The organism is Streptomyces sp. NPDC037401 (assembly GCF_055602345.1).
On the sequence record NZ_JBVJWO010000002.1, the window covers coordinates 159369 to 174732 of the forward strand.

13 protein-coding genes are annotated in these 15364 nt (G+C 70.5%); 5 read left to right on the forward strand and 8 right to left on the reverse strand.

What is annotated here, in order from left to right; genetic code table 11:
• Positions 1-17 precede the first annotated feature (17 nt).
• The 4 genes from ACZ7H1_RS02290 (at position 18) to ACZ7H1_RS02305 (ending at position 4890) form a co-directional block, all read left to right on the forward strand.
• Positions 18-3239 (forward strand): nitrate- and nitrite sensing domain-containing protein, encoded by a 3222-nt coding sequence (locus tag ACZ7H1_RS02290; protein WP_470782960.1) that lies wholly within the window; start codon positions 18-20, stop codon positions 3237-3239.
• A 10-nt stretch (positions 3240-3249) separates the two neighbouring features.
• Positions 3250-3663, forward strand: coding sequence for a roadblock/LC7 domain-containing protein (locus ACZ7H1_RS02295; protein ID WP_470782961.1), 414 nt, complete (start codon positions 3250-3252; stop codon positions 3661-3663).
• Positions 3664-3767: 104 nt separating this feature from the next.
• The gene (locus ACZ7H1_RS02300; RefSeq protein ID WP_470782962.1) at positions 3768-4316 is read left to right on the forward strand and encodes a DUF742 domain-containing protein; all 549 of its coding nucleotides are present in this window, start codon (positions 3768-3770) and stop codon (positions 4314-4316) included.
• Positions 4297-4890 (forward strand): GTP-binding protein, encoded by a 594-nt coding sequence (locus tag ACZ7H1_RS02305; protein WP_031144258.1) that lies wholly within the window; start codon positions 4297-4299, stop codon positions 4888-4890. Before ACZ7H1_RS02300 ends, ACZ7H1_RS02305 begins: the two co-directional genes overlap by 20 nt.
• Before the next feature lie 181 nt (positions 4891-5071).
• Here ACZ7H1_RS02305 and ACZ7H1_RS02310 read toward each other — a convergent pair whose 3' ends face one another.
• Together ACZ7H1_RS02310 and ACZ7H1_RS02315 are read right to left on the reverse strand one after the other, a co-directional pair.
• Positions 5072-5269, reverse strand: a complete 198-nt coding sequence (locus ACZ7H1_RS02310; protein WP_470782963.1) for an acyl-CoA carboxylase subunit epsilon — start codon at positions 5267-5269, stop codon at positions 5072-5074.
• Positions 5270-5285: 16 nt separating this feature from the next.
• Positions 5286-6869 (reverse strand): acyl-CoA carboxylase subunit beta, encoded by a 1584-nt coding sequence (locus ACZ7H1_RS02315; protein ID WP_470782964.1) that lies wholly within the window; start codon positions 6867-6869, stop codon positions 5286-5288.
• A 264-nt stretch (positions 6870-7133) separates the two neighbouring features.
• Between ACZ7H1_RS02315 and ACZ7H1_RS02320 the strand changes: the two genes are divergently transcribed.
• Complete coding sequence (locus tag ACZ7H1_RS02320; protein ID WP_470782965.1) at positions 7134-7775, forward strand: YceI family protein; 642 nt, start codon at positions 7134-7136, stop codon at positions 7773-7775.
• 40 nt (positions 7776-7815) lie between these two features.
• On the opposite strand, the gene ACZ7H1_RS02325 is transcribed toward ACZ7H1_RS02320, so the two are convergent.
• The 6 genes from ACZ7H1_RS02325 to ureA form a co-directional block, all read right to left on the reverse strand.
• Entirely contained in the window at positions 7816-9135 is a 1320-nt protein-coding gene (locus tag ACZ7H1_RS02325; protein WP_470782967.1) for a hypothetical protein, read from the reverse strand.
• A 73-nt stretch (positions 9136-9208) separates the two neighbouring features.
• The gene (gene cimA, locus ACZ7H1_RS02330) at positions 9209-10810 is read right to left on the reverse strand and encodes a citramalate synthase (RefSeq protein ID WP_470782969.1); all 1602 of its coding nucleotides are present in this window, start codon (positions 10808-10810) and stop codon (positions 9209-9211) included.
• 282 nt (positions 10811-11092) lie between these two features.
• Positions 11093-11707 carry a TetR/AcrR family transcriptional regulator gene (locus ACZ7H1_RS02335; RefSeq protein ID WP_470782970.1) on the reverse strand — a complete coding sequence of 205 codons (615 nt, stop codon included), beginning with the start codon at positions 11705-11707 and terminating at the stop codon, positions 11093-11095.
• Between the two features lie 19 nt (positions 11708-11726).
• Complete coding sequence (locus ACZ7H1_RS02340; RefSeq protein ID WP_470782971.1) at positions 11727-12800, reverse strand: agmatine deiminase family protein; 1074 nt, start codon at positions 12798-12800, stop codon at positions 11727-11729.
• Between the two features lie 29 nt (positions 12801-12829).
• Positions 12830-14563 carry an urease subunit alpha gene (locus ACZ7H1_RS02345; RefSeq protein WP_470782973.1) on the reverse strand — a complete coding sequence of 578 codons (1734 nt, stop codon included), beginning with the start codon at positions 14561-14563 and terminating at the stop codon, positions 12830-12832.
• On the reverse strand, positions 14560-15255 hold the full coding sequence (gene ureA, locus ACZ7H1_RS02350; protein ID WP_470782974.1) for an urease subunit gamma: 696 nt from the start codon (positions 15253-15255) through the stop codon (positions 14560-14562). The genes ACZ7H1_RS02345 and ureA overlap by 4 nt, the downstream gene beginning before the upstream one ends.
• Between the last annotated feature and the right edge of the window lie 109 nt (positions 15256-15364).

A 15364-nucleotide genomic window follows, 5' to 3' on the forward strand; every position in this document is an offset into this window, starting at 1 on the left:
GAGAGGTTGTTGGTCGAGTGAGGCGAAGCAACGAGAGCCCCGCGGAGGCAGTCCCGTCCGACGGGGGTGCACGGGGCAACTTCACCCCGGCACAGCGCGCGGTGCCGTCGTCCGACGCGCCTGCCGACCTGCCGGCGAAGCCCGGCAGCCAGAGCCGGTTCGCGCCCCGCAACTGGCGTGTGCCCACGCGTCTGAACGCGATCCTGCTCGTGCCCGCCCTCGTCGGCCTGGTCATGGGCGGCTTCCAGGTGAAGGGCTCCATCGAGACCTGGGACGAGGCCAAGGACGCGGAGAAGACCGCGCGCATCGTCCAGGCCGCGTCGGAGTACGGACAGGCCCTCCTCAACGAGCGCGACCTCAGCGCCGAACCGCTCCTGAGCGGCAAGAAGGGCAGCGACGCCGTCGCCTCGGCCCGTGCCGCGACGGACACGGCGAAGGCGAACTTCGACGAGGCCGTCAAGGGCATGCCGGAGAAGCAGGGTCTGGAGCACCGCCTCGACCTCTTCCGCCGCGAAGAGCCGAAGCTGGAGAAGATCCGCCAGACCGCCTACGCCACGGCTGCCGAGACCCCGAAGAAGAACCCGGCGCAGAACCAGGGTGGCCCCGTCGCCACCGAAGAGGGCTACGTGCTGGTCCAGCACAACCTCATGCAGTTCTCCAACGAACTCGGCCTCGGCACCGGGAACGTCACGTCCTACGGCCGCATGGTCTACGCGATCCAGCTGGCCAAGGCCGCCGGCTCGCTCCAGCGCGCCATCGGCACGCACCTCCTCGTGCGCCCGAGCAAGAACGAGGAGATCCACGACGGCCAGCTCGTCGCCTTCTCCTCGTACGCGTACCTGGAAGAGATCGCCCTCGCCGAGTACGTCGCGGCGGGCACCGACGCCGACACCCAGCGGCTCAAGGACGTCTTCGCCACGAAGACCAAGGAGGCCGAGGCCAAGCTCGCGCAGGCCAAGGCCGACGCCGACGCCGTGGGCGCCGAGTTCAAGTCCCCGCCGGTCGTCAACGGCTCCGCGCTCGAGGGCATGACCGAGGCGATAGCCAGCGGCGAGGACCCGAAGGACCTCGCCGAGAAGGGCACCAACGCCGTCTTCTGGCAGGCCGGTGCCACCGCCAAGTTCGACGCGTACACCGACATCGAGAAGGACGTTCTCGCCAAGGCCGTGAACGAGGCCGTGGCGATCTCCGAGGACGCCCGCAACGACGCCATCATCAACGGCGCCGTCGTGGTCGTGGCCCTCCTCACCGCCTTCATCATGGCCGGTCTGATGGCACGCCAGATGGGCCGCTCCATGCGCCGTCTGCGCGGTGCCGCCTTCGACATCGCCGAGCAGCGCCTGCCGTCGCTCGTCGACCAGCTCTCGCGCACCGACCCGGGCAAGGTCGACACCCGCGTCCACCCCATCCCGATCGACTCCCAGGACGAGATCGGCGAGGTCGCCCGCGCGTTCGACCAGGTCCACCGCGAAGCGGTCCGTCTCGCCGCCGAGCAGGCGCTCCTGCGAGGGAACGTCAACGCGATCTTCACGAACCTCTCCATGCGCAACCAGTCGCTGATCGAGGGCCAGCTGACCCTCATCACCGACCTGGAGAACAACGAGGCCGACCCGGACCAGCTGGAGAACCTCTTCCGCCTGGACCACCTCGCGACCCGTATGCGCCGCAACGGCGAGAACCTCCTCATCCTCGCGGGCGAGGAGCCCGGCCGCCGCTGGGACCAGCCGGTCCCGCTGGTCGACGTCCTGCGCGCCGCCTCCTCCGAGGTGGAGCAGTACGAGCGCATCGAGCTCTCGGGCGTCTCGGAGGCCGAGATCCACGGCCAGGCCGTGACCGACCTCGTGCACCTGCTCGCCGAGCTGCTGGAGAACGCCACCACGTTCTCCTCCCCGCAGACCAAGGTCCGCGTCAACGCCACCCGTCTTCCCGACGGCCGCGTGATGATCGAGATCCACGACAAGGGCATCGGCCTCACGGCCGAGGACTTCGCGGACATCAACCACAAGCTGGCCAACCCGCCGACCGTGGACGCCGCGATCTCGCAGCGCATGGGTCTGTTCGTGGTCGGCCGGCTGTCGGACCGGCACGGCATCCGCGTCCAGCTGCGCCCCTCGGGCGAGGCGGCCGGCACCACCTCGCTGGTCATGCTCCCGGACGCGATCACCCACGGTGGCGGTGGCGAGGGCATCCCCGAGGACGACTTCACGGTGTCCTCGATGATCCCCCAGCAGCAGGCCCACGAGGGCGCCCCGCTGCGCACGGCCGCCGAACTCGGCTTCGACGACTCCCGCTATGACGCCCCGCAGGCCGACGGCACGAGCCTCGATCCGGTCGGCCGCTCGCTCGGCCGCGGTGAGCGGCGTGCGAACCTCGGCGCCCAGGCCGAATACCAGCAGGGCCCGCAGCCCCCGCAGGACGGCTACCCGCAGGAGCCCCAGCCGGAGCACGGCTACCAGCAGTACCAGGGCGAAGCGGAGGGCCAGTACTCCGAGGAGGCCGGTTACCGGCAGTCCGGCGGGTACGAGCAGCAGCCGGGCGGGTACCAGCAGCAGGACGGCGGCTACGAGCAGCCGGCCGAGAACGGCTACCAGGACTACACCCCGGACGGGTACGCCTATCCGGAAGCGCAGTACCAGGACCAGCCGCCCGTCGGCCAGGAGTACGAGAGCGGCTACGACGCCCGGCCCCACCAGGCCGAGTGGCCTGCCCAGAACGCCTATCAGGGCGACTACCAGCAGGGTTACGGCTCCGAATCGGAATCCCAGCCCGCTCCCGAAGCAGCCCGGGACCGCGTAGGCTTCGACCGTCCGGGTACCGCTGCCGACACCGGTCACCAGATGACCGGAGCGGGCCTGCCGCGGCGCGGCAGCCAGCAGCAGTGGCAGCCGGCGCAGCAGGAAACGGAGCGCAAGTCGTTCTTCGAGGGGGCCACTTCCGGCGCCGCGGAGAACGGGGCGGGCGACGAGAGCTGGCGGTCGGCCAACGACGAGCGCTGGCAGCAGGCCGGAAAGCTCCGTGAGCCGAAGGCAGGCGGGGTCACCCCCTCCGGTCTCCCCCGGCGGGTGCCCAAGGCCAACCTGGTCGAGGGCACCGCGGAGTCCACCCCGCAGGGCGGCCCACAGGTCTCCCGCGCCCCTGAGGACGTCCGCGGCAGGTTGAGCAACCTCCGCCGCGGTGTGCAGCAGGGCCGCAGCGCGGGAAACGAGCAGTCAAGTAACAGCTATGACCAGGAGCGTTAGTGTGAGCCCGATGAGCCAGGCGGCACAGAACCTGAACTGGTTGATCACCAACTTCGTGGACAACACCCCCGGGGTGTCCCACACCGTGGTGGTCTCCGCCGACGGCCTTCTTCTGGCGATGTCCGACGGATTCCCGCGTGACCGCGCCGATCAGCTGGCGGCCGTGGCCTCCGGCCTGACGTCGCTGACTGCGGGTGCCTCGCGGATCTTCGAGGGTGGCGCGGTCAACCAGACGGTGGTGGAGATGGAGCGAGGCTTCCTCTTCCTCATGTCGATCTCGGACGGCTCCTCGCTGGCCGTGCTCGCGCACCCGGAGTGCGATATCGGCCTCGTGGGCTACGAGATGGCCCTCCTCGTGGACCGAGCGGGCAGTGTCCTCACCCCGGACCTGCGCGCCGAACTGCAAGGAAGCCTTCTCAACTAGTTCTCAACTAGCAGACAGGCAGTGCGTTTCGCGCCACCGCACCATAAGGTGCGGTGGCGCGGTTCCACAGGGAGTACTGCGTTCTTGGAGTCGGAGGAGGAAACGTGACAACACCCGGAGGACATCCTTATGGCGGCGGCCAGCCGCAGGGTGGGCACGACCAGAACCGCTTCAACTTCCCCTCCGCTCCGTCCAGGCACCCCTCGCAGGAGCAGAACCCGTATATGCAACAGCAGCCTTATGGGCAGTCCCAGCCGCCTCATATGCCGCCGCCGCAGCCCCAGCGGGCAGCCCAGGCGGCTCCGAAGGCCCACAACCCGCTGGTACGCCCTTACGCGATGACCGGTGGCCGGACCCGGCCGCGCTACCAGCTCGCCATCGAGGCGCTGGTCAGCACCACGGCGGATCCCGCACGGCTGCAAGGGCAGTTGCCCGAGCACCAGCGCATCTGCCGCCTGTGCCAGGAGATCAAGTCCGTTGCGGAGATCTCGGCACTCCTCTCCATTCCCCTCGGCGTCGCCCGAATCCTCGTCGCCGACCTGGCCGAGGCCGGACTCGTCGCCATTCACCAGCCCGGCGGCGACGAGTCGGCCGGCGGCCAGCCTGACGTGACACTGCTCGAAAGGGTGCTCAGTGGACTTCGCAAGCTCTAACGGAGGTTCTGCTGGAGGGGCGCCGCGCTCCACCACCTCCGCGAAGATCGTGGTGGCGGGCGGCTTCGGCGTGGGCAAGACCACGTTCGTCGGCGCCGTCTCCGAGATCAACCCGCTGCGCACCGAAGCCGTCATGACATCCGCATCCGCCGGAATCGACGACCTCACCCACACCGGTGACAAGACGACCACCACGGTCGCCATGGACTTCGGCCGCATCACCCTCGACCAGGACCTCATCCTCTACCTGTTCGGCACCCCCGGACAGGACCGCTTCTGGTTCATGTGGGACGACCTCGTCCGCGGCGCCATCGGCGCCGTCGTCCTCGTCGACACCCGCCGCCTCGCCGACTGCTTCCCCGCCGTCGACTACTTCGAAAACAGCGGCCTCCCCTTCGTCATCGCCCTCAACGGCTTCGACGGGCACCAGCCGTACACCCCCGAAGAAGTCCGCGAAGCACTCCAGATCGGCCCCGACGCACCCATCATCACCACCGACGCCCGCCACCGCGCCGACGCCAAGAGCGCCCTCATCACGCTCGTCGAACACGCACTCATGGCCCGCCTCCGGTAGTCGGGCCCCCAGGCCGCGTCACCGTACGGGAAGGCCCCCGCACCCATCGGAGTGCGGGGGCCTTCCCGTGGGCGCGTACCGGCCCGTCCTGCACGCGTCCCGGTACGCCGAAGGCCCCCGCACCCGGTGACGGGTACGGGGGCCTTCGCGGCGTGCCGTTGCGCCCCTGGGGCGTACCGGCTCAGCCCTGCCAGCTGTGCGGGGCGCGGAAGCCCGGTGTGCGCTCCAGGCGGCGCCAGCCGGCCTGGGAGCGGCTGCGCCGGGCGGGGGCCGGGGCAGAGGCGGCGCGGGCCATCAGGATCGCGGTGATCGCGGCCAGCTCCTCGGGCTCGGCGTGGCCCTTCTCGACGCGGAGCAGAGCGTCAGCGGGAGTGCTCATGGGGTGGCGTGTCTCCTTACTGCGGCGGGTTGCCGTGCTTGCGGGACGGAAGGTCTGCGTGCTTGTTGCGCAGCATCGCGAGCGAGCTGATGAGCACCTCTCGGGTCTCGGCGGGGTCGATGACGTCGTCGACCAGGCCCCGCTCGGCCGCGTAGTACGGGTGCATGAGCTCGGCCTTGTACTCCTTGACCATGCGGGTGCGCATGGCCTCTGGGTCCTCGGCCTCGGCGATCTGCTTGCGGAAGATGACGTTGGCGGCGCCCTCGGCACCCATGACCGCGATCTCGTTGGTCGGCCAGGCGTACGTGAGGTCGGCGCCGATGGACTGGGAGTCCATGACGATGTAGGCGCCGCCGTAGGCCTTGCGGAGGATCAGGGAGATCCGGGGCACGGTGGCGTTGCAGTAGGCGTAGAGCAGCTTGGCACCGTGGCGGATGATGCCGCCGTGCTCCTGGTCGACGCCCGGGAGGAAGCCGGGGACGTCCAGCAGCGTGATGATCGGGATGTTGAAGGCGTCGCACATCTGGACGAAGCGCGCGGCCTTCTCCGAGGCCTCGATGTCGAGCACGCCGGCCAGCGACTGGGGCTGGTTGGCGACGATGCCGACGACCTGGCCGTCCAGTCGGGCGAGGGCGCAGATGATGTTGCGCGCCCAGCGCTCGTGGATCTCCAGGACGTCGCCGTCGTCGACGAGCTCCTCGATGACCTTGTGCATGTCGTACGGGCGGTTGCCGTCGGCCGGCACGAGGTCCAGGAGGACGTCGGAGCGCCGGTCGGCGGGGTCGTCGGTCTCGTGGACCGGAGGGTTCTCCCGGTTGTTCGACGGGAGCATGGAGATCAGGTACCGCACCTCGGCGATACAGGTCTCCTCGTCGTCGTAGGCGAAGTGCGCGACGCCGGAGGTCTCGGCGTGGACGTCCGCGCCGCCGAGCCCGTTCTGGGTGATCTCCTCGCCGGTCACCGCGCGGACCACGTCCGGGCCGGTGATGAACATCTGCGAGGTCTCCCGGACCATGAACACGAAGTCGGTGAGGGCCGGGGAGTAGGCCGCGCCGCCGGCGCAGGGGCCGAGCATGACGGAGATCTGGGGGATGACCCCGGAGGCCTTGGTGTTGCGCTGGAAGATGCCGCCGTAGCCGGCGAGGGCGGAGACGCCCTCCTGGATGCGGGCGCCGGCGCCGTCATTGAGGGAGACCAGAGGGGCACCGGCCGCGATGGCCATGTCCATGATCTTGTGGATCTTGGTGGCGTGGGCCTCGCCCAGCGCGCCGCCGAAGATCCGGAAGTCGTGCGCGTAGACGAAGACCGTGCGGCCCTCGACCGTGCCCCAGCCGGTGATGACACCGTCGGTGTACGGCTTGCGGGACTCGAGGCCGAAGCCGGTGGCGCGGTGCCGCCGGAGCTGCTCGACCTCCTTGAACGAACCTGCGTCGAGCAGCAGCTCGATGCGCTCACGGGCGGTGAGCTTGCCCTTGGCGTGCTGGGCCTCGGTGGCGCGCTCACTGGGTCCGCGCCGCGCCTGCTCACGCAGGGCAAGCAGCTCGGCCACGCGGCCGCGAGCGTCCGTCGGCTCGCCGGGGGTCTCGTCCACAACGGTCATGTACCGACCTTACGAAGAGCGTCAAGAAAAACCCTCCGTCAGTTCCGCACAGTCTCCGGCCCGATCCGCTGTGGTGGCCGGACAGTACGGGTCGGCGGGGTAAGTGACCCACCAGTTGCAACCCGAGTCCTTTGTGCGTGTCCTACAAAATCGGCTGGAGTCCCACTAGAAAGTTGAAATTTGAACAGACGGGCTCTACTGTGGTTCTAGTTGAACATTCAACGAGGCCGCCCTGAGAGGGCGACCCGAACGAGGAGGAACGTCATGGGTCTGTTCACCCGCCGCAGCCGCGAGACCGCCACCACCGGTACCCCGGCCACGACCGTCGCCGCCGGCGCCGTCGCCACGCTCGAAGCCGACCCGGCCCTCGCGGCCCTGACCGGCGACTACGTCATCGACGCGGCCCACAGCCGCATCGGCTTCACGGTCCGCCACGCGATGGTGACCAACGTCCGCGGATCGTTCGGCACGTACGAGGGCGCCCTGCACCTGGACGGCGCGGACCCGGCGCGCTCCACCGCCACCATCGACGTCACGACCGCCTCGATCGACACCGGCATCGCCGACCGCGACGGCCACCTGCGCAGCGGTGACTTCTTCGACTCCGAGACCTTCCCGCTGATGACCTTCCGCTCCACCGCGGCGTCCGCACTCGGCGGCGACACGTACCGCATCACCGGCGAGCTGACCATCAAGGACGTCACCCGCCCGCTCTCCATCGACCTGGAGTTCAACGGCTCCGCGACGGACGTGTACGGCAACGAGCGCGTGGGCTTCGAGGGCAGCACCGACATCCTGCGCTCCGAGTGGGGTCTGACCTGGAACGCCGCCATCGAGGCCGGTGGCGTGATGGTCAGCGACAAGGTCCGGCTGACCTTCGACATCTCCGCGATCAAGCAGGCCTGAGCTGCGGGCCCGACCGGCCCCGGGGGCGGCAGGCCACTCCCTAGAAGCCGCCCCCGCCGTCGAAGCCTCCGCCGCCGCCGAAGTCCCCTCCCCCGAAGTCGGAGGAGCTGAAGTCGGAGCCGGAGTAGTCGCCGCCCTCGTATCCGCCGCCGTAGTCGGAGGCGTACGCGGGGGTCGCCATCATCGAGCCGAGCATGGTGCCCACCAGCAGACCGGGCAGGATGCCGCCGCCGAAGTAGCCGCCGGCCCACGGGCCGTACGCCGGCCCCGCGTCGTAGTACGGGCGCGGGCCGTGTTCGGTGTCGACCGTACGGACCATCGGCTCCCGGCCCTCCCGCAGCCGGACCGCGTCCGCCGCGCACACCGGGACCGTACGGGCCGCCCCGCCGGCCGGGGTCCACTCGGCGTCCTCGGTACTGGGACCGTGGCGCGGGTCGAAGAAGCAGGGCGAGCGCCGCTCGGGGAGCGGGCCGCCCTCGCGCCGGGCGGCCAGGACCGCGAGCGAGAACCGGCCCTCCTCCAGCGCCTGGGTCACGCCCTTCACCTCGTCGGGGTGGCGGACGTTCCCCATGATCTGCTTCGCCCGGTCGTACGAGTCCAGGGCCTGTTCGTAGTCCTTGCGCATGGCGTCGTCGGCGCCGGGCTCGCCGGGGTGGAAGTCCAGCCGCTCCAGCTCCTCGCCGAAGGCCGTGATGTCCTCGTCCACGACCACGCGCAGCTTCTCGACGGCTTCGCGCTCGGCCTCTTCCTTCTTCTTCCGGTTGCGCCGCACCAGCGCGTACGCCCCGCCGCCGCCGAGGGCGGCCACCGTGCCGAGCGCGACCAGACCGCCGACGGGCACCCCGTCACCGCTTCCGCCGGAGCCCTGCCACGAACTCGGGGCGCCGCCCCTGACCTGGGTCAGCGCCTGGTCGACGAAGTTGTTCAGCTGGGTCGCGGCGTCGACCGGGCCGCCGGCCTTCACCGCGTCGGTGAGGTTGCGTACGGCGTTCACGGGCATGACGGCCCGGTCGGCTCCGGCGTCGAAGCCGTCGCCGAGCCGGATGCCGTAGAGCCCGGTGATCCCGGTCTCGGCCCGCACGGTCTTCAGCACGCTCGCGGGCGGGAACTCGGACACGGCCGGCAGCACCGCGACGAACACGGGCTTCCCGGCGTCCTTGATCTTCTGCGCGAGGGCGTCCGCCTGCTCCTTGGGCAGCTGCGCCTCGGCACGCGGATCCACATAGACGGGGCCCTTCTTGAGGGCCTCAGCCACGGCAGCGGGCCCGGTGGCCGCCTGTGCCTGCGGGGCCGCCCCGAGGGCGGCCACCGACAGGCCCAGCAGCAGACCGGACAGTACGGTTATCAGCCTGGTCCTCATATGCATGACGCTACCTGAACAGGGACTTTCCTGTGTGAGTAGGACATAAGGGCCAGGTCGGGCACCCGTGGGCCTACTCGGCGGGCTCCACGCCCGCGTGGAGGAGGCCGTAGGTGAAGGCGTCGACGATGGCCTCCCAGGAAGCAGCGATGACGTTGGTCGCGACGCCGACCGTGGACCATTCGCGGTGGCCGTCGGTGGTGGAGATCAGGACCCGGGTCGTGGACTCGGTGCCGTGCGTGCCCTCGAGGATGCGGACCTTGTAGTCCACCAGCTCGAACTTGGCGAGCTGGGGGTAGAACCGCTGCAGTGCGACGCGCAGGGCGCGGTCGAGCGCGTTCACCGGGCCGATGCCCTCGGCCGTGGCGACGATCCGCTCGCCCTTGGCCCACAGCTTGATCGTGGCCTCGTTGGCGTGGGTGCCGTCCGGGCGGGTCTCGGCGATCGAGCGCCAGGACTCCGTGCGGAAGTAGCGCCGGGCCCGGCCCTCGGCCTCGGCGCGCAGCAGCAGTTCGAAGGAGGCGTCGGCGGCCTCGTACGTGTAGCCGCGGAGCTCGCGCTCCTTGACCCGCTCGACCACGCGGGAGACCAGGGCGCGGTCCCCGCCCAGGTCGACGCCGAGCTCCTTGCCCTTGAGCTCGATGGAGGCGCGCCCTGCCATGTCGGAGACCAGCATCCGCATGGTGTTGCCGACCCGCTCGGGGTCGATGTGCTGGTACAGGTCGGGGTCGACCTTGATCGCCGAGGCGTGCAGGCCGGCCTTGTGCGCGAAGGCCGAGACGCCGACGTACGGCTGGTGGGTGGACGGGGTCAGGTTGACGACCTCGGCGATGGCGTGCGAGATCCGGGTCATCTCCGCGAGTGCGCCCGTGGGCAGCACCTTGCGGCCGTACTTGATCTCCAAGGCCGCGACGACGGGGAAGAGGTTGGCGTTGCCGACCCGCTCGCCGTAGCCGTTCGCGGTGCACTGCACGTGGGTCGCGCCCGCATCGACCGCCGCGAGGGTGTTGGCCACCGCGCAGCCGGTGTCGTCCTGGGCGTGGATGCCCAGGCGGGCTCCGGTGTCCGACAGGACCGTGGCCACCACGGCGGAGATCTGGGCCGGGAGCATGCCGCCGTTGGTGTCGCACAGGATGACGACGTCCGCGCCCGCCTCGTGGGCGGCGCGGACCACGGACTTCGCGTACTCGGCGTTGGCGCGGTAGCCGTCGAAGAAGTGTTCGCAGTCCACGAACACCCGCCGCCCCTGTCCGACCAGGTAGGAGACGGTGTCCCGGACCATTTCGAGGTTCTCGTCGAGCGTGGTGCGCAGAGCCAGCTCGACGTGCCGGTCGTGCGATTTGGCGACCAGCGTGATCACCGGGGCGCCGGACTCCAGCAGCGCCCTGACCTGCGGGTCCTCGGCGGCGCGGCCGCCGGCGCGGCGGGTGGCGCCGAAGGCCACCAGCTTGGCGTTCTTGAACTCGATCTCGGTCCTGGCCCGCGCGAAGAACTCGGTGTCCCGCGGGTTGGCACCGGGCCAGCCGCCCTCGATGAAGCCGACACCGAAGTCGTCCAGGTGACGGGCGATCGTCAGCTTGTCCGCGACCGTGAGGTTGATGCCTTCGCGCTGTGCACCGTCGCGCAGCGTGGTGTCGAAGACATGGAAGCTGTCGTCGATGACCTCTGTCGTCATGCTGATCTGACTCCTGTCGGATGAGTGGCTCCGGATGCCCGGGATCCACTTGCCCTCATCATCCCGCGCACTCGGCTCCCGGCAGGAATGGAGCCGGGAAACGAAAAAACCTCTCGCGGGTGCGAGAGGTCTGCGCGCGGGTCTGGGGCACGGTGGCCGCTGCCGCGGGGGTCTTCCACGGTTCAGCGGGCACTGCGGACCGGCGCGCTGCTTCCCATAATCATGGTGAATGCATGCACGGTCCGCAGTCTGCCATACCCCCTGCGGCGGGCAGGGGCCGTCTCACGATTCGGGCCGCGGGGCGAGCCCTTCGGTGAGGAACTCGCGGGCGTGTTCCAGGATCTCCGCCCGCGCCGTGTCCGGGAGGCCGACCGCCAGCTGGATGCTGAAGCCGTCGAGCAACGCCCGTATCCGGGTGGCGAAGCGGTCGGCGTCGACCGGCCTGAACTCGCCGCGCGAGACGCCTTCGGCGAGCAGGGCGACCAGGTCGCGGTGCCAGGCGCCTTCGATGGCGGCCTGCCGCTCGCGCTCCTCCGGACCGGCGTTCTGCGAGCGGTTCCAGACCTCCAGCCACAGGGTCCAGTGCGGGTCGCGGGGTCCGTCGGGCACGTACAGGTCGACGTACGCCTCGAGCCGCTCGCGGACCGTGCCGCGGCGGGCGAGCAGGGCCCGGCGCTCGGTGCCGAGCCGGGCCTCGCTCCACTCCAGGGTCTGCAGCAGGAGCTCGTCCTTGCTGCGGAAGTAGTAGAGGAGGTGGCCGCTGCTCATGCCGACCTCGCGGCCCAGACCGGCCATGGTGAGCCCGTCCAGGCCGCGTTCGGCGATCGTGGCCATGGCGGCTACGAGTACGTCCTCGCGCGGCGGTGCGTTCCTGCGTGCACGCGCCCCTGCCGCCATGACCTCTCCTCGGTGTGTCCTAGACCTTCGGCTGCTGCTGGGTGATGCAGTGGATACCGCCGCCCCCGGCAAAGATCGTACGTGCGTCAACCAGCGTGACCGTCCGGTCCGGGAAGAGTCCGCGGAAGATCTCGGCCGCCTCCTCGTCCCGCGGGTCGTCGAAGGAGCACAGCACGACGCCGTCGTTGCACAGGAAGTGGTTGATGTACGAGTAGTCGACCCACTCGCCGTCCTCCTGGAGCACGGTCGGCGCGGGGATCTCGACGACCTCCAGCCGGCGGCCCTGCGCGTCGGTGGCCGCCCGCAACAGGGCGGCGATCAGCTTGCACCGCTCGTGGTCGGGGTGGGCCGGGTCGGGCTGGGTGTGCACCATCACCACGCCGGGGCGGGCGAAGGCGGCGACGATGTCGACGTGGCCCTGGGTGCCGTAGGTGCCGTAGTCGCCGGCCAGTCCGTACGGGAGCCAGATGGCCTTGGTGGTGCCGAGGTGGGCGTGGATCTCGGCCTCGACCTGCTCGCGTGTCCAGCCGGGGTTGCGGCCCTCGCCGAGCTGCACGGTGTCGGTGAGCAGGACGGTGCCCTCGCCGTCGACGTGGATCGCACCGCCCTCGTTGACCAGCTTCGTGCTGTACGTACGGGTGCCCGCGAGGTCGGAGACGTGCCGGGCGATCTTGGAGTCGTGCTCCCAGCGGGCCCACTCCTGGGCGCCCCAGCCGTTGAAGGTCCAGTCTACGGCGGCCAGTGCGCCGCGGCCGTCGGTGACGAAGGTGGGGCCGATGTCGCGCATCCAGGCGTCGTCGAGTTCGCGCTCGACGACGTCGAGGGGGTGGCCGTCGCCGGCGCCTGCGGTCGCGCGGGCGTCCTCGGCGTCACCGGGGGCGACGACCAGGGTCACCGGCTCGAAGGCGCGGACGGCGCGGGCGACGGCACCCCAGGCCTCGCGGGCCTCGGCCAGCTCGCGGGCGTCGGTGAACGTGGGGTTGGGGCTGGGCCAGGCCATCCAGGTGCGCTCGTGGGGAGCCCACTCGGGGGGCATCCGGAAACCGTTGGCGGCGGGGGTGCCGGCGGGGGCGGCAGCAGGAGTCGTGCTCATGGTCGGGGGTCCTTACGGGCTGAGCTGACTTACAGGAAGTACAGGCGGTTGAGGGAGACCGATTCGGCGGCTTCGGAGCGCAGCGGGTCACCGTCGAGGGTGACGAGGCCGCTGCGGCCGTCGACATCGACCGCGCCCACCCGGGAGTTGAGGAGCATGTCCTTGGGGCCGATGCCGCGGGTGCCGCGGACGGCGACGCGGCGGCGCCGGGTGGGCATCTCGTCGGAGCCGAGGGCGGCGGCGGCCGCGGAGACGAACGCGACGGAGATGTCGGCGGCGGTGGCGCCGTACGAGCCGAACTGCGGTCCGAGGACGAGGGGTTCGCAGGTGTCGGTGGCGGCGTTGGGGTCGCCGGTGACGCCGTAGGCGGGGAAGCCGGACTTCAGGACCAGCTGCGGCTTCGCACCGAAGAACTGCGGACGCCACAGCACGATGTCCGCGAGCTTGCCGACCTCCACCGACCCGATCTCGTGCGCCAGACCGTGCGCGATCGCCGGATTGATCGTCAGCTTCGCGATGTAGCGCAGCACGCGGGCGTTGTCGTCGCCTTCGCCGTCGCCGGCCATGGGGCCCAGTTCGTGTTTCATCTTGGCGGCCATGGCGAAGGTGCGGCGGATCGTCTCGCCGGCGCGGCCCATGCCCTGGGCGTCGGAGGAGGTGATGCCGATCGCGCCGAGGTCGTGCAGGACGTCCTCGGCGCCCATCGTGCCCGCGCGGATCCGGTCCCGGGCCATCGCCGCGTCCCCGGGCAGGTCGGGCTTGAGGTCGTGGACCGAGACGATCATCCCGTAGTGCTCGGCCACCGCGTCCCGCCCGAACGGCAGCGTCGGGTTCGTCGAGGAGCCGATGACGTTCGGCACGCCCGCCATCTTCAGCACGTTCGGAACGTGCCCGCCGCCACACCCCTCGATGTGGAACGCGTGGATCGTACGGCCCTCCAGCACCCGCAGGGTGTCCTCCACCGACAGGCACTCGTTGAGACCGTCACTGTGCAGCGCGACCTGCACGTCGTGTTCCTCCGCCACCCGCAGCGCCGTGTCCAGCGCACGCGTATGCGCACCCATGTCCTCGTGCACCTTGAACCCGGACGCACCGCCCTCGGCCAGCGCCTCCACCAGCGGAGCGGCGTCGGAGGAGGAGCCGCGGGCCAGGAACCCGATGTTCACCGGCCAGGCGTCGAAGGCGTTGAAGGCGTGCTTGAGGGCCCACGGGGAGTTGACCCCCACGCCCCAGACCGGGCCGAACTCCTGGCCGATCACGGTGGTGACACCCGCGGCGAGCGAGGCTTCCATGATCCGGGGGGAGAGCAGGTGGACGTGCGTGTCCACGGCTCCGGCGGTGGCGATCAGGCCCTCGCCGGAGACGATCGAGGTGCCGGTGCCGACGACGACGTCGACGCCGTCGAGGGTGTCGGGATTCCCCGCCCGCCCGATCGCGTGGATCCGGCCCTCGCGGATACCGATCGACACCTTGCGGATGCCGAGCACCGCATCGATGACCAGCACGTTGCTGATCACCACGTCACACGTCTCGCGGACCGCGGCCGCCTTCAGGTGCAGCCCGTCCCGCGCCGTCTTGCCGAAACCCGCCAGGAACTCCTCCCCCGGCTTCTGCGCATCGGACTCGACCCGCACGGTCAGCCCCGAGTCGCCCAACCGCACCCGGTCCCCCGCACGCGGCCCGAACACCGCCGCGTACTCGTGCGGATCGATGTGCCGGCTCCCCGGCGCACAGTGATCACTGTGCCTGGTCTGCTTGCTCATCGCTGCTCTCCCTCGGCTCCGAGATAACCGCAGGCCACGGCCTTGCGCAGGGCCTCTTCCCGCGCACCGGGCGCATCCAGCGGCCCATCCACCAGACCCGCGAAACCGATCGCGACCCGGGCACCGCCGATGGACACCAGGCCGACCTCGGCCTCGCCGCCCGGGTCGAAGCGGACCGAGGACCCGGCCGGCACGCACAGCCGCATGCCGTAGGCGGCGGCGCGGTCGAAGTCGAGCCGCGGATTGGCCTCGAAGAAGTGGAAGTGCGAGGTCACGCTCACCGGCACCGCGGCCGTGTTGCGCACGGTCAGGCGCAGCTCGGGCTCCGCGGCGGGGCTCTCCGGTCCGGGCACGACGGCGCCGGGGGCGTCGTCGCCGAGGCCGGTGGCGCCCTGGATCGGCGCGGAGACCACGGCGAGCCGGGAGCCGTCGTCGAAGACCGCCTCGACGTGCACCTCGGTGACGACGTCGGCGACACCGGGGAGGACGTCGTCGGCGCCGAGCACACTGCGCGCCGCCTCGATGGCCTCGGCGAGCCGCATTCCGTCGCGGGCGGCTTCGCAGACCGTGTCCGCGATCAGCGCGGTCGCCTCGGGGACATTTAGTTTCAGGCCACGGGCCCGGCGTGCCCGTGCGAGCTCTGCCGCGCTGAACAGCAGAAGCCGGTCACGCTCGGTTGGAGTAAGCCGCACGACGATCCACCACTCTTCCACTCGTCCGGTTAGAGCATCACTCTAACTCTTCATTTCGCTGCACGGAATCATTGACCTGACAGCAGGGCTTGAGTCACATTGAGTGGCG

Bases quoted from the DNA above. Each gene is read 5' to 3' on its own strand.
- ACZ7H1_RS02325 (WP_470782967.1), bottom strand. From the start codon at position 9,135: ATGAGGACCAGGCTGATAACCGTACTGTCCGGTCTGCTGCTGGGCCTG.
- ACZ7H1_RS02345 (WP_470782973.1), bottom strand. From the start codon at position 14,563: ATGAGCAAGCAGACCAGGCACAGTGATCACTGTGCGCCGGGGAGCCGG.
- ACZ7H1_RS02310 (WP_470782963.1), bottom strand. From the start codon at position 5,269: ATGAGCACTCCCGCTGACGCTCTGCTCCGCGTCGAGAAGGGCCACGCC.
- ACZ7H1_RS02335 (WP_470782970.1), bottom strand. From the start codon at position 11,707: ATGGCGGCAGGGGCGCGTGCACGCAGGAACGCACCGCCGCGCGAGGAC.
- ACZ7H1_RS02340 (WP_470782971.1), bottom strand. From the start codon at position 12,800: ATGAGCACGACTCCTGCTGCCGCCCCCGCCGGCACCCCCGCCGCCAAC.
- ACZ7H1_RS02315 (WP_470782964.1), bottom strand. From the start codon at position 6,869: ATGACCGTTGTGGACGAGACCCCCGGCGAGCCGACGGACGCTCGCGGC.
- ACZ7H1_RS02320 (WP_470782965.1), top strand. From the start codon at position 7,134: ATGGGTCTGTTCACCCGCCGCAGCCGCGAGACCGCCACCACCGGTACC.
- ACZ7H1_RS02295 (WP_470782961.1), top strand. From the start codon at position 3,250: ATGAGCCAGGCGGCACAGAACCTGAACTGGTTGATCACCAACTTCGTG.
- cimA (WP_470782969.1), bottom strand. From the start codon at position 10,810: ATGACGACAGAGGTCATCGACGACAGCTTCCATGTCTTCGACACCACG.